Here is a 14,255-nt window from a genome sequence, read left to right as displayed (position 1 = left end):
TATATCTTCTTTGAATGTCTGTGGTGCTATAACTGATAGTTCTATAAATGTGGCCTTCTTTTTCGTTTCCTACGCCCGTTACGTCCCAGTAGCTAAAAAAGTTAACTTCTACAGCATGTAAAGCATCACGAACTTCTGAAAACTTAGACTTACGAACAATGGCTTCTATTTTTTTCATTTTTGTTATGATTTTGAAATTAATGTAAAATTATATTTTGGTTTTAAATGTAAAGAAAAAATATTCAAAGGGAATTAAAACAATTTGGCAAATTTAAATTCGATTACCATTTGCTATGAAAAATACAATTTATAATCTGATATGTTCAATTGAAATACCGAGAAGTAAACCCCTATTTTACAATAACAATTATTGCCTTTGAGCCAAAAACGAAAGAATGTTCTGCATTTGATCTAATTATCAAAACAAGCAAAAGATATCATACGCACATCACTTATTTCCAGTATTTTATATGTTTTCTTCACCAGCAAAGATTAAGAAGAATGGTGATATTACCAAAAGATAGCGGCTCATCAAAATTCGAATAATTAAGAATTATCTACTTAAAATACAAAGAAGCACTTCCTAAAAGAAAGCACTTCTTATGTAAGCCAATTTTTAAACCTAAAACCAACTAATTAGTGAAAGAATATTTTTTTTTAATCTAAACCTAAAATTCTACGATTTACAGCCTCATCTGCCCCTGTAGAGGCAAAATCATCAAAAGCTCTAGTCACAACTTCTATAATATGGCTCTGAATAAATGGTGCTCCTTCGGTGGCTCCCTGATCAGAATCTTTGATACAGCACTCCCATTCTAAAACCGCCCAGCCATCATAACCATATTGAGACAGTTTACTGAAAATGGCTTTGAAATCCACTTGACCATCTCCTAAAGAACGAAAACGTCCTGCTCTATCTGCCCAGCCTGCATAAGCACTATAAACACCTTGCTTACCTGTTGGATTAAATTCCGCATCTTTCACATGAAAAGCTTTTATCCTTTCGTGATAGAAATCAATAAACTGAACATAATCTAAGGCTTGAAGCACAAAATGACTCGGATCATAGTTGATATTAGCCCTAGGATGACCATCCAAAGCTTCTAAAAACATTTCAAAAGTGGTACCATCATGAACATCCTCACCTGGGTGCAACTCATAACAATAATCTACGCCACACTCGTCATAAACATCCAAAATGGGCTTCCATCTCGCTGCCAATTCTTTGAAAGCAGTTTCTATCAGACCAGATGGTCGCTGTGGCCATGGGTACAAAAACGGCCAAGCCAATGCACCTGTAAAACCTACATGAGAAGTCAAACCTAAGTTTTTAGAAGCCAAGGCTCCTAGTTTACATTGCTGTATAGCCCACGCTCTTCTAGCAGGCTCATTATTACTTAATTCTGCCGGACCAAAAGCATCATACATAGCATCATAAGTAGGATGAGAAGCAACCAACTGACCCTGCAAATGCGTGCTCAGTTCCGTGATTTCTAATCCTTTATCCTTCATTTTACCTTTTAGTTCATCGCAGTAAGTTTTAGATTCCGCAGCTTTGGCCAAATCCATTATTCTAGGATCCCATGTTGGCAACTGAATCCCTTTATAGCCTTTACCAGCCATGTAGTCTGCTAGGGTGTCTAATGAGTTAAACGGAGCATCATCTCCTAGAAACTGTGCAAGAAAAACACCAGGTCCTTTTATGGTTTTCATTTTAATGTCTTTTAAATGTTAGTATTGAATAATTTCCTTCTTTACGCACCATTAAACCTTTGTCCAGGTTCTAGATCTGTGACTCTCTAAGATTCTTTCACAAATCAATAGCTCTCTGTAACCATCAGCAAACGTTGGGAAAGTAGGATTTTCCGGCTGTTTCCCAGCTTCAATAGCCGCATATACTTCCTTAAAAAGTTGCTTCGAGGTATCCGGAAAACCTTCATTATGTCCTCCAGGGAAAGAAACCACACTCTGTACACCATCGGCTACCAAAGAAGGGTCTTTCATCAATACCTCGTTTGCTTTTTCTCTATGCCCCAACCAAAGTTCATTTGGTCTTTCAGAATTGAAAGCAAAGGTTTTCTTAGAACCAGATATTTCTACTTTTAATTGGTTTTTACGACCTGCAGAAACCTGAGATACCGTGATACAACCTGCATTTCCGTTATCAAAACGAAGTAATACATTGGCGTGGTCTTCGGTAGTAATGTTTACATCTTCATAATCATCTGGCCCTAATGCTTCACCAGAATACGTAGCAATGGCTTTTTTCGGCTTCTTTCTTACATCGTGCACCGTGTTAAAGTCTGCCATAAGTTCCACCGTCTTAAGACCCGTCACATATTCAATGATATCCATTAAATGCGACCCAATGTCGGCAATGGCCCTAGAGTCACCAGACTTATCTGGCTCCAATCTCCAGTTATAATCCGTGTTAAAGTAAAGCCAATCTTGTAAATACGAACCCATGATAGAAAACACCTCTCCTAACTCCCCTTTCTCACGCATCACTTTCATTTGACGTACCATAGGGTAATATCTCAAATTAAAATGAACCGCATTTACAAGACCAGATTTAGCCGCTATTTCTACCAATTCTTCTGCCTCATGTAAATCTTTTGCTAACGGCTTCTCACATACCACATGCTTACCGGCCTCTAAAGCGGCTTTTGACTGTGAATAGTGAAGGAAATTTGGTGTACAGATATGAATACACTGAATTTCGTCCATTTTAAGAAGGTTCTCAAAAGTGCAACCTACAGCTATCCCTAATTCTGCGGCTTTCTTATCTGCTAATTCTTGGGTCACTTCGCACAAAGCCACCACTTCTACGTTTGGCAATCTCCTCAAAGCTTCTATATGTGCAGGCCCTATGAACCCCGTACCTACTACTCCTACTTTAATTTTTGACATTTTTAACTAAGGCCCCTAGGCCGGTTATGGTTATTTATAAATTCTTGGTCATTCGATAGTTGAGTAATTCAACTCCGTCTTCTTTAGTATTCGAGTTTTTTCTAAAACTTAAAAAGCCATTTCTTTTAAAAAACATAAATGCAGAAACACTCACGTCACTCTCAATCTGCGTTAATCCTCGTGACTTTGCCTCATCATTTATTTCCTTCAAAAGCCTCTTGGCTATACCTTTTCTTTGATGTTCGGCATGAACAAACATAAAATCTAAGTATCCTTTATTATCTAAGTTTGTCTTTTCCAGAGATGCAAAACCTAATAAGTCGTCGTTATGCCATGCTAAAACAAAATACTGGTCTTTGATGGCACTCTCCCACCTTTCTTCATGATTTACAGCATCACACCAAATTTGAATTTCACGCTCACTATAATCCTTCGAACAGCATTTCTTAACTGTATTGACAAACAAAGCTTTAATATCTGGTAAATCTAAAATCTCAGCTTGTCTAATTTCAATATCCATTTCTAATGCGAGTCACTTAGATTTCAAACTTAGTCCATTTAGTGGTATCATCATTTGCCGATTTCACTACCGTTTGAATGAAACCCATCCCCCTTAAGCCTTCTTCTATACCAGGGTAATCATATATCTCAGGATTATAAGAACCTGTGGCTGCACCACCTCCGAGTCCACCTGTAACAGATTTATCTGCTTCTTGTCCTGCTCTATGCCTTAAAGCCTTCGCGAAATTTCTGTAAATGCTGGCAAAAGTTTCAATATAACCCTCTGGATGCCCAGCCGGCTGACGTGTATGTGCCTGTGCATGTTCAGAAAGCTGGCCTACTCCAGTTCTTATTATTCTTGATCCGGTATCTTGATTGGTTAGCTCCAAGGTATTTGGCTCCATTTGTCTCCACTTTAAACCACCCTTCGTACCGTAAATACGAATATTAAGGTCATTCTCTTCTCCATGACAGATTTGAGAATTATGAAGCACACCTTTTGCTCCATTATTAAATCTTAACAGAATATTGGCGTCATCGTCTAACCTTCTTCCTTCCACAAAAATAGTAAGGTCTGCACAAAGTTCTGTAATCTCTAAACCCGTGATATACTCTGCCAAGTTTTCGGCATGCGTTCCTATGTCACCCACGCCACCTGCAGCACCACATCGTTCTGGGTCCGTTCTCCAGTCGGCTTGTTTATTGCCAGAACCTTCTAATAAATGGTACAACCAACCCTGTGGATACTCTACAATCACCTTTCTGATTTCACCAATAACACCTGTTTTAACGAGATATTTGGCTTCCTTCACCATGGGATAGGCCGTATAATTATGAGTAAGGGCAAAAGGAAGTTTTGTTTCTTCCAAAATTACTTTTAAATCTTTGGCTTCTTGAGTGGTTAAAGTAACTGGTTTATCCATCAATACTGGAAAACCGTTTTCTAGGGCAAATTTTGCCGCAGGAAAATGAACATGATTAGGAACTACAATAGACACAAAGTCCATTCTTTCACCTTCTGGAAGTTCTTTTTCCTTCAAAATCATCTCCTCATAAGAGCCATAAACTCGGCTTTCATCTAAATACAAAGCCTCTCCCGTAGCTTTTGACTTTTCTGGATTGGAGCTAAAAGCTCCACACACCAACTCCACCTCTCCATCTAACGCAGCTCCTCTTCTATGTACCGCACCAATAAATGCCTCCAATGAGCCACCTATCATACCCATCCTTATTTTTCTATTCATTTATTCCTTTTTAGGGTTTCAATTGATAAAATCGCGTTGCAATTTAAGGAAAATCATAACGACACCTCAAATTAAACAGTCCAAATTTTTTCTCCAAAATACGGGCAAATTAAACTGTAAAATATTTATCCCATCGATTCAAAAAACAAAAGGAAATATTTCATACAAACAGCTTAAAGCTATTTTTGATAAGGAAAATTGATTTGTACAATTTTGACAATTATCTTTTGATGGAAAGCCAAAAAAACTATTTTTACGACTCATATAATCAACCCTAATCTAATATCACAAACTGGTAAATGATAAAAAACTCTTTTTAGCCAGCTGTTTTGCCCTGATTACTACGGCATTCTCTTTCAGCATTAGTGCTGGTACACTTAAACAATTAGGTACAGACCTTGGCTACACAGCCGAAAATCTAGGTTACATAAACTCTTTATGGTTTTTTGGTTTTCCTATCGCTATGATTATTGGTGGTTTAATTTACCACTCTATCGGGCCTAAAAAAATCATGCAAATTGCGTTTGTCAGTCACTTTGTAGGTGCTGCACTTACATTATATGCTATTTACTTTGTTAATGACGCTAGTTACGCTATGCTACTTTTCTCTAATCTTCTTATGGGTATAGGTTGTGGATGTACTGAGGCTGCCTGTAATCCTATGATTGCAGATACCTATGAAGGAGACACTAGAAACAAGATGCTAAACCGTTTTCATATGTGGTTCCCTGGTGGAATTTTCTTAGGGGCTTTAATTTCAGAATTAATGACTAACCTGGGATTATCTTGGCAGAGTCAGTTTTGGTTAATTCCAATTCCTGCTCTTATCTATTTCTTCCTATTTAGAGGTCAAGCATTCCCAGAAAGTAAAAGTGAGCAAGCTGGTTCGTTGACCGGAAACTTTAAGGCCATGTGGAGTTGGTTATTCGTCTTCATATTTGCTTGTATGGCTTTAACAGCAATTACAGAATTTGGTCCACAAAAATGGACAGGTTTAATTATGGAGAGCTCTGGAGCTAAGCCAATGTTAATTCTTGCTTTAACCGCAGGACTTATGGCTGTTTTAAGGTTTTTTGGAGGTCCAGTTACAAAAGTTCTTGGGCAAACAGGTGTTTTACTAGGTGGAGCGGTGTTAGCTACATTAGGAATCTACTTATTCAGCACGCAAACTGGTGCAATGGCTTATGTTGCGGCTATTTTCTTTGCTTTAGGTGTGGCTTTCTTCTGGCCAACTATGATTGGTTTTGTAGCAGCCAAAATACCAAAAAGTGGAGCTTTAGGCATGTCGATCATCGGTGGTATAGGTATGTTCTCAACTGCTATATTCCAACCATTTATAGGTGGCTGGATAGACAGTGACATTGCAGAGCAAAGTGCACTTGGTCTTACAGGAGCAGAGCTTGATTTAGCTGCTGGACAAGCCACATTAACTACAATGATGACTTTCCCAATTATATTGATAGTCGCTTTTACGATATTATTTTTCTGGCAAAAAAGCAGCTCTAAAACAGTTGATGCTTAATATAAATACGAAAGCATTTTAAACAAAAGCACCCTTTCTTTTAATAGTTAGGGTGCTTTTATTTCTTTAAAGACGTAATGTAAATGAACGCGATAATTGATTTAGGAAATACTTTAGGGAAACTAGCCTTTTTTGACGGCCTTAAGATGACCTCTTTGGAAAGAGGCTTAAGTGTTAAAAAGATTGCTCAAACCTTAAATAAAGTTAAACCTGAAAAAATTATCATTTGCTCGGTTACCAAATCTACGGAAGAATTAGAGTTCATTTTTAAAGACTTTGAGTCTAAGCATATTCTTTCGCAGCACAGTGAAATTCCAATTAAAAATGGATATGAAACGCCGAGCACTTTGGGATATGACAGAATAGCGGCCGCAGTGGGTGCTTTCTATCTTTTTCCAAACGAAAACTGTTTGATTATTGAAATGGGAACCGCCATAAAGTACGATTACTTAACAAAGGAGGGCGTTTTTAAGGGAGGAATAATTTCTCCAGGTTTGCAGATGCGGTTTAAAGCTCTACACACTTTCACTAAAAAACTGCCGTTAATTAATGCAGATGGCATTCCAGACTTAATAGGCACTTCCACAGAGAGCTGTATGAAGAGTGGCGTGGTAAATGGAATGGCGGCAGAGATAAACGGACTTATTTCTAGGTATCAAGAAAAGGAAGGATTAAAAATTATAATAGGCGGTGGAGATGCCGTTTTTTTTGAAAGTCAGATTAATTATACGACATTTGCGGCTTCAAATCTGGTCCTTGAAGGACTAAACAGAATATTAATACATAATGCTGAGAACAAAAACTTTACTAAGTAGTCTCATTTTACTTTTCACTATTCAGAACGTATTTTCCCAAGGTCAAGGTAATACACCTTACTCGGTATTTGGATATGGAGAACTGTCAGAACCAAGTTCAGCATCACAAGATATGATGGGAGGCACAGGTGCTTCTTTCTCAAATGCTTTTTATGTAAACCTAATTAACCCGGCTCTTCTGGTTAAGAACAGGGTAGCTTCGGGCTTAAAATATGTGGCTTTTGACTTGGGTTTAAAAGGAAACTCAAGAACCATTAATACTTCAAATGCTACGCAGTACGATTTAGGGATGAACTTAAGTCATCTTTCTTTAACCACACCTATTAATGCCAACTGGGCCATGGCTGTGGCTCTTAGACCGTACAGCATGGTTGACTATAGTTCTCAATACACAGAGAGCATAACGGGTTCTCCTAATGAGACCGTGAATTATATCAATTCCAACTCAGGCGGTATTTCTAGAATATCCTATGTCAACTCCTTTAGAATTAAAGAAAAATTCTATCTAGGTGTCGAAGGAGCATATAATTTTGGAACCATAACGAAAGACAGCAGCAGTTACCTTTTCGGCTTAGCTTCCAACCAATTACGTAATAGTTCTAGAATTACACTTAAAGGGGCATCTCTAAAAGTTGGAGCTGCATACCAAACTAAAATTTCTGAGAAATGGCGATTTAACGTAGGTGGTTCTGCTGAATTATCAAGTACGCTTAAAGGTGATTTACTTAAAACCTTTGGTAACTACGCCGACACCGGAGACGGTGCCGTTTTAGTCAGTGTTCCTGACACCATTTCTTTAACCAACATTAGTGCTTCTACCCCACCACAATACAGGGTTGGAATTAGCTTTGAAAGTCCTTTCAATTGGGTTTTTGCGGCAGATTATCACACCACTCAGTGGTCGAAGCATACTGCTTTAGATAAAGAATCAGCTAAATATTTGACAAACACTCAAGAATATAAATTTGGTATAGAGTGGCTTCCAAACTCTTCTTCAACCAAATACTATAATCAAGTTTTCTATCGAGTGGGTTTTGCAACTGGAGATACGCCTTATTTCATTAATAACATCAAAGTAAAGGATAATAGATTCACAATGGGTCTATCTCTTCCTATGGGCTTTAGAAACCCAAGTTACGTGAATTTAGGCATTGCCTTAGGAAGTAGAGGAACTACCGCTAATAACTTGGTACAGGAAAAATATGTGCGTTTTTCTGCCAGTATGAGTTTATTAAGCCCGTGGTTTATTAAGCCTAGAATTGACTAATTAACTGTTTTACTTATGCGTTGGCTAATGTTTCCTTTCTTATTGGGCTTATTGGCTTCATGCCAACAAGAAGAGGAAGAAAAGACACCTTTTCTTTATACCGGCCCCATTATGGTCGTAAACGACATGGCCATAGCCTATTCGGACTCTGGAAGGGTGGCGGTTAAAATGTCAACTGCTGTACAGGAAAAAATGCAAAACGAGGACGAATACTATCCTAAAGCCGTGTATGTCAATTTTATAAATAAAGACGCCGTAGAATACAGTTCTTTAAGAGGAGATAGTGCTCGATACATTAAAAGTGAAGACCACTACGTAATCATGGGCAATGTTTTTTTCTATAATAGAGAAGAACAACAAAGCCTTTCTACCAATGAACTGATCTGGAACCCTAAGAAGAAAAAAGTCTATAGTAATAAAAAAGTGCAGGTAAACACGCCTACCGACCAGCTGATTGGCAATGGCATGGAAGCCGCACAAGATTTTAGCACCTATAAATTTATTGGAGGAATTACAGGCTTTTTCAAAGTAGATTCCCTTATAACCCAGCCAGACACCACTCAATCAAGAGTTTTAAAGTAAACCTACTTGCAGTTTTCTAAACTCTGCTCTACCATCGACACCTTAACCATTTCATCGCTGTTTAAGAAAGCTTTTTTAAGATATGTACTTAGTTGAGCCAAATCTAGATTATAAATTTTAGGATTGGCTGGCATGGCTTGGTCATAAGTTTGCCCATTAACCTCCACTTTGCCAGATGCTCCGTTTTTAATAATGCATATCATTTGTTCGGTATCTTTCAAATGCTCATTGTTCGCCAACGGCGGATATAAATTCCTTAAACCTTCACCTTGAGCACCGTGGCAATTGGCACAGTTTTGTTGATACATTAACTCACCATTGACCAAGTATTTTTCATACTCCATGGTATCTGAATCTGTACAAGAAACCAAACCACCTAAAACTGCAACTAAACCGACTATTTTCCTCAATCTTCTTCTTTTAAAAGTAATTCTATATCTCTGATAAGCTGACTGACCTGATCCGCTACAGTACCATCATAAACGCCTCTCACATGCCTTTTTCCATCTACCAGCATAAAAGCTCCAGAGTGAATAAAGCCTCCCGTTTCTTCAGGTGCCAGCGTATCTTCAGCTGCTGTCACCATATAAGATTTTTCAGCCATACTATATATTTCCTCTTGATCGCCTGTGACAAACTGCCATTTTTTACCTGTCACGCCTAAAGCCACTGCATAGTCGTGCAATACCTGAACAGAATCATGGTAAGGGTCTATGGTGTGAGAAAGAATGGCCACACGGTCGTTCCCTTCAAAATGCTCATAAATCCTCAACATTTGGGATTTCATGACTGGACAGATGGTTGGGCAAGAAGTAAAAAAGAAGTCTGAAACATATACTTTCCCATCCAAATTCTCATTGGTCACAGGCTCACCGTATTGATTGGTAAACTTAAAGTCTGCGATTTGATGAGGTACTTCGTTTCCGGCGTCGTCCACCGTAGTTCTTCCTAAAACAGGTAAAGAGGCTTCCTCTACATTACAGGACAATAAACCGACGGCTAAAAAGGCTAAAACCAATAATTTACTCATGCTCTGCTATAAATGTTTTGGCTGTTTCCATGGAAGACTTTGTATCCGTTTCAATCGCTTTTATTTTGTCGTTTAAACCTTCATATAGCTTAATTTTCTCCGCTTTATCTTCCACGTCGTTCATGGCTGTACCAAAATCCTCCATCCAAGTATACATGTCTTCATTAGCTACCATAAGCGTTCGTCCTATTTCTGTCGCTGTAATTTTTAGAGAATCTGAATCCTCCAAACCCGCTACACTTTCTAAAACCTTAGCTTTTAACTTAGGCAATTGCATGCTTTGAGGCATTATCGCATCATGACCTTCCATGAGCTCCGTATAAAGCGACTCTATTTTTACATCTTGCTGACTTGGACCGCAAGCTACCAAAAGACTAATTAAAGCCACAAATCCAAAAAAGTTTTTCATCATTTTACTATACTATTGTTGTAATAATTCTAAGGCACTTTGAATAGAGCTATCAGACGGATTCTCTCCGCCTATCATTTTAGCTATCTCCAGAATACGCTCGTTTTCTTCTAATTTCTTAATACTACTTACGGTTCTTTCGGCCGTGTCGTTTTTATACACAAAGAAATGGCTGGTACCTTTTCCTGCAATTTGATGCAAGTGTGTAATGGCCATCACTTGCATGTTTTGGCTCATTTGACGCATCATTTGACCCATTTTCATGGCCACTTCGCCAGAAATACCCGTGTCTATTTCATCAAAGATGATGGAAGGCATGGCTGTTTTCTCTGCCAAAATATATTTCAAAACCAGCATTAGTCTAGAAAACTCGCCTCCTGAAGCTACTTTTCTTAAACCCTGAAGGGCAAAACCTTTGTTGGCAGAAAACAAAAATTGAACTTTATCTAGTCCACTTTTATCTACGGCCTGCTCTTCCCTTTCTATGTTAAAGTCAGCATTGGGAATACCTAGCTCTTGCAAAAGGGCCACCACTCTTTTCTCCAATTCTGGTTTTATCGAGAGCCTCTTCTTAGACAGCAAGGCACCACTTTTTAAAACCTCTTTTTCGGCCGCTTCTAAAATCTTTTTAAGTTGACCCAACTTGTCGTCAAAGTTGAGTACATCTTGAACCTTCACCTCTAGACTATTTTTGATGGCAACAAGCTCCAAAATGGTTTTGACGCCATGCTTCTGCTGTAGCCTAAAAATCAAGTCTAATCTACCTTTAAGTAGTTCTATCTGCTCTGGATTATACTCCACCTCTTCTTCAAACTTCTCTATCTCTTCCGCGATATCAGAAAGTTCTACTTGAACACTTTGAAGCCTCTTCTTTAATTCTCCGTAGGCTCCTGCATATTTCACAATGCCCGTCAGCTGTGTTCCGGCATCTTGAATGGCAGAAATGAGAGACTGCTCTGGATGATTTAAAATGGCAGAAACCTGGCTTAATTTGAGTTTGACCTCCTCTGCGTTTTCTAAGACAGCCAACTGCTCTTCTGCTATTTCTAACTCGTCTTCCTTTAGTTTAGCTTCTACCAATTCTTCAAAAAGGAAATTATTATAATCAAATTCCTTTTTCAGGTTAATAGACTCCTCTTCCAATAAGTTCAGTTCTTTTTTCGCCTTCCTATATGCCTTAAAGTCTGTGGCATAGGCTTGTAAGAGAGCTTCATTGCCTGCATAAGCATCAATCAAATCCAACTGGTAATCGGAATCTCCTAAAAGGATGGAATCGTGCTGAGAGTGAACGTCCAGAAGTTTTTCACTTATTTTTTTTAGCACATCCAGTGTAACAGGAGAGTCATTAATAAATGCTCTGGACTTACCAGATGGAGCTATTTCCCTTCTTATAATACAAGGGTTTTCGTAATCTAAATCTGCAGATTTAAACAACTCTGAAAGCTTATAGGCTCCTATATCAAAGGTACCTTCTATGAAACACTTTCTTTCCTCACTGTAAAGAGCTTTAGAGTCTGCCCTGTTACCCATGAGTAAGCCCAACGCTCCTAGCATGATAGATTTACCTGCACCCGTTTCTCCAGTAATAATATTTAAATGGGCATCAGGAGAAATTTCCAGATGCTCAATAAGGGCGTAATTTTTTATTAGAAGGTGAGCTAGCATGACACATTTTACTTGTCTGCAAAACTAGTCATTGACAAGCTCGATAACAAAAGCTTATAGCCTAATTTCTTAATAGTTTAGGCCAAAGTTTTTAGCAAAACCTAACTTGGCTTTTTTTGTACTATAACTGCTATTCCCTTGAATTTATGAGGGTGTACATCACCCTAACCGGCTTTGAAGGATTATCATCTGTGCCGAAAAAAGGTTTATCGGTTTTACTGCAAGCAGATAAATGATACTAACCAGCTTTCAGATCGCCAATTCTGAAAATAATAGACCATTCTAGTTCTTTAAGAATAGTCAATATTTGGCTACAAAAATAGCACACTGATATCGACACAATATTGCACTTTTTCACTTTAACAATATTAAGTTTCAGTATATTATTATTTATCAGATAATAAATCTAAGTAATCAACATATTATGAAATATACTTTTGAATAAGCCATCATTGGCAGTAATTTCGACCAATTCGTAATCATTAAAGCAATATTATAACATGAAAAGAAGATCATTTTTTCTAAAGGCAGGACTAACAGGATTGGTTTTGGGCCAGCAAGGATTAACATCCTGTGCTCCCGGTCCTAAATTATATGGAGACAAAAATTTCTATATTAATAAAGGGTTCAACCACATTCCAAAACTGAAACTATCTACAGACCGAATCATCAAAGAAACGGTCGGTTTGAGACCTTTTAGAGAGTCTGGTCCAAGGGTAGAAAAAGAGATGCTTAATCATAAAACCATTGTTCATAATTATGGACATGGCGGAAGTGGCTGGTCGCTTTCATGGGGTACCGGAAATCAAGCAAGGAAGTTGGTACAAACCACCAACGAAAAAAATATAGCTTTGCTAGGATGCGGCACTGTGGGGATAGCCACTGCCACTTTACTACAAGAAAGTGGTTATAATGTCACCATCTACGCCAAAGACGTACCGCCAAATGTCACTTCTAACTTGGCTACAGGAACTTGGTCTCCAGCCTCAAGGGTATGTGCTGAAAATAAAATAAATCCTACTATCAAAGCAAACTGGGAAGATGCTTGTGCTTTTTCCTTTAAAAGAATGCAAATGAGCTTAGGGCTGAACGATATCGTAGATTGGGGAGACGAATATACCATTAGGAAAACCAAACCTTCTGAAACCAGCCTTAGTGGCGGACACGAGATGTTTCATATGGATGGCTTATCACCAGATTGGAAAACACTTTCGTCTAAAGACCATCCTTTTAAAGCTGATTATGTGAGAAGAAGGAGTAATATGATCTTCAATATCCCTAGCTACTTGAACTTTCATCTGAATAACTTTTTGGTAAGAGGTGGAAAGCTTGAAATAAAGGCTATCAAATCGTTAGAAGATATAGATGCCCTTAGCCAGAAAGTAGTGGTAAACTGTATGGGCTTAGGTGCCAAAGCAATTTTTAATGATGAAGAGCTTTATCCAATCTCTGGCCAGCTGTCTTGTTTGGTACCTCAAACAGAAGTAAACTATAAACTTGCCACAGATGGAGCTTATTTCATCACCAGAAAAGATGGCATTTACTTAGGCGGAAGCGGTATAGAGAAAAGCTGGGACACCACCCCAAACCGTCAATTAACCGAAGAATGGGTAGACGTACTTTCTGAAGTTATGAGAGAGATGAAAGGTTAATCCTTTTTTGAATCTTCTTTTTAAAGTGGCACATCTTGGCTTAGGTGTGTCACTTTTTGTTTAGGGAAAGCTATTTTTCAGTCATAATATATTGCTGAGGTTCGAAAGGAATTATATTCTTAAAAAAAAACACCATCGGATCAAGTGACTAACCTCCTCTAAAAGAGTCATAAAAGATTTTATGTTTTTATGAGGATTAGCGAACGCTTCAAATGAGGCATAAACGAAGCGAGGGTCTTTAGTTACTTCGGAGCCAATATGCTTATGATTTGTCAAATTCTGCCGTTCAATAGCCTAAGAACCAATGTGATTTATTCCAACTGATCCGTTTTAATAGGGTTTATTTAAAATAAAGCATCCGGAGAAACCTCCAGATGCTCATTAAGGGCGAAGTTTTTAATTAAAAGATGGGGCATTTAGCTTATCAAAAAATGACAAGCTTTATAGCATAAGCCTATCGCCTAGTTTCTTAAGCGTTTTGACAGGTCTTAAAGCAAAATCTACATTTGCTTTTTCGAGGCGATAACCTCTATTTCTATGAATTTATGAGGGTTGACTAAAGTAGATACACCCACCGTAGCCCTAACTGGCTTTGAAGGATTATCATCTGTCCCGAAAAAACGATTATAGGCGTTGTTCCAACCAGAAAAATCGTACT

15 protein-coding genes are annotated in these 14,255 nt (G+C 38.2%); 5 read left to right on the top strand and 10 right to left on the bottom strand.

All coding sequences use genetic code 11. The features are described 5' to 3' along the window. The 5 genes from ACTBZY_RS13135 to ACTBZY_RS13115 form a co-directional block, all read right to left on the bottom strand. The coding region (locus ACTBZY_RS13135) for a P-II family nitrogen regulator (RefSeq protein WP_463046790.1) at positions 1 to 178 on the bottom strand (178 nt) is incomplete at its 3' end. 479 nt (positions 179 to 657) lie between these two features. Next, complete coding sequence (locus tag ACTBZY_RS13130) at positions 658 to 1,713, bottom strand: sugar phosphate isomerase/epimerase family protein (RefSeq protein WP_463046787.1); 1,056 nt, start codon at positions 1,711 to 1,713, stop codon at positions 658 to 660. A gap of 51 nt (positions 1,714 to 1,764) precedes the next feature. Then, positions 1,765 to 2,910 (bottom strand): Gfo/Idh/MocA family protein, encoded by a 1,146-nt coding sequence (locus ACTBZY_RS13125; RefSeq protein WP_463046786.1) that lies wholly within the window; start codon positions 2,908 to 2,910, stop codon positions 1,765 to 1,767. Positions 2,911 to 2,944: 34 nt separating this feature from the next. After that, positions 2,945 to 3,430, bottom strand: a complete 486-nt coding sequence (locus tag ACTBZY_RS13120; RefSeq protein ID WP_463046785.1) for a GNAT family N-acetyltransferase — start codon at positions 3,428 to 3,430, stop codon at positions 2,945 to 2,947. 16 nt (positions 3,431 to 3,446) lie between these two features. Continuing rightward, the gene (locus tag ACTBZY_RS13115) at positions 3,447 to 4,655 is read right to left on the bottom strand and encodes a Gfo/Idh/MocA family protein (RefSeq protein ID WP_463046784.1); all 1,209 of its coding nucleotides are present in this window, start codon (positions 4,653 to 4,655) and stop codon (positions 3,447 to 3,449) included. 292 nt (positions 4,656 to 4,947) lie between these two features. Between ACTBZY_RS13115 and ACTBZY_RS13110 the strand changes: the two genes are divergently transcribed. The 4 genes from ACTBZY_RS13110 to lptC all read left to right on the top strand — a co-directional run bounded on the left by ACTBZY_RS13110 (position 4,948) and on the right by lptC (position 8,841). Beyond that, a complete protein-coding gene (locus ACTBZY_RS13110; RefSeq protein WP_463046789.1) occupies positions 4,948 to 6,177 on the top strand; it encodes an MFS transporter in 1,230 nt (409 codons plus the stop codon). Between the two features lie 83 nt (positions 6,178 to 6,260). Then, complete coding sequence (locus ACTBZY_RS13105) at positions 6,261 to 6,992, top strand: type III pantothenate kinase (RefSeq protein ID WP_463046783.1); 732 nt, start codon at positions 6,261 to 6,263, stop codon at positions 6,990 to 6,992. Further along, the gene (locus tag ACTBZY_RS13100; protein ID WP_463046782.1) at positions 6,964 to 8,259 is read left to right on the top strand and encodes a hypothetical protein; all 1,296 of its coding nucleotides are present in this window, start codon (positions 6,964 to 6,966) and stop codon (positions 8,257 to 8,259) included. The genes ACTBZY_RS13105 and ACTBZY_RS13100 overlap by 29 nt, the downstream gene beginning before the upstream one ends. 15 nt (positions 8,260 to 8,274) lie before the next feature. Beyond that, positions 8,275 to 8,841 carry an LPS export ABC transporter periplasmic protein LptC gene (lptC, locus tag ACTBZY_RS13095; protein ID WP_463046781.1) on the top strand — a complete coding sequence of 189 codons (567 nt, stop codon included), beginning with the start codon at positions 8,275 to 8,277 and terminating at the stop codon, positions 8,839 to 8,841. Positions 8,842 to 8,843: 2 nt separating this feature from the next. Here lptC and ACTBZY_RS13090 read toward each other — a convergent pair whose 3' ends face one another. From ACTBZY_RS13090 to recN, 4 genes are read right to left on the bottom strand one after another with little or no spacing between them, the layout of a single operon-like run. Continuing rightward, a complete protein-coding gene (locus tag ACTBZY_RS13090; protein ID WP_463046780.1) occupies positions 8,844 to 9,251 on the bottom strand; it encodes a c-type cytochrome in 408 nt (135 codons plus the stop codon). Continuing rightward, positions 9,248 to 9,871, bottom strand: coding sequence for an SCO family protein (locus ACTBZY_RS13085; protein WP_463046779.1), 624 nt, complete (start codon positions 9,869 to 9,871; stop codon positions 9,248 to 9,250). The genes ACTBZY_RS13090 and ACTBZY_RS13085 overlap by 4 nt, the downstream gene beginning before the upstream one ends. Beyond that, positions 9,864 to 10,283 carry a hypothetical protein gene (locus ACTBZY_RS13080; RefSeq protein ID WP_463046778.1) on the bottom strand — a complete coding sequence of 140 codons (420 nt, stop codon included), beginning with the start codon at positions 10,281 to 10,283 and terminating at the stop codon, positions 9,864 to 9,866. The genes ACTBZY_RS13085 and ACTBZY_RS13080 overlap by 8 nt, the downstream gene beginning before the upstream one ends. 9 nt (positions 10,284 to 10,292) lie before the next feature. Beyond that, on the bottom strand, positions 10,293 to 11,945 hold the full coding sequence (gene recN / locus ACTBZY_RS13075; RefSeq protein WP_463046777.1) for a DNA repair protein RecN: 1,653 nt from the start codon (positions 11,943 to 11,945) through the stop codon (positions 10,293 to 10,295). 500 nt (positions 11,946 to 12,445) lie between these two features. Here recN and ACTBZY_RS13070 point away from each other — a divergent pair, with 500 nt between their 5' ends. After that, a complete protein-coding gene (locus ACTBZY_RS13070; protein ID WP_463046776.1) occupies positions 12,446 to 13,597 on the top strand; it encodes an FAD-dependent oxidoreductase in 1,152 nt (383 codons plus the stop codon). A 500-nt stretch (positions 13,598 to 14,097) separates the two neighbouring features. Here ACTBZY_RS13070 and ACTBZY_RS13065 read toward each other — a convergent pair. Next, positions 14,098 to 14,255, bottom strand: a 158-nt coding sequence (locus ACTBZY_RS13065) for a Rid family hydrolase (protein ID WP_463046788.1), incomplete at its 5' end; no start/stop codon positions are given.

The organism is Arcticibacterium sp. (assembly GCF_055134445.1).
This window is presented reverse-complemented; position numbering and strand designations above follow the sequence as displayed.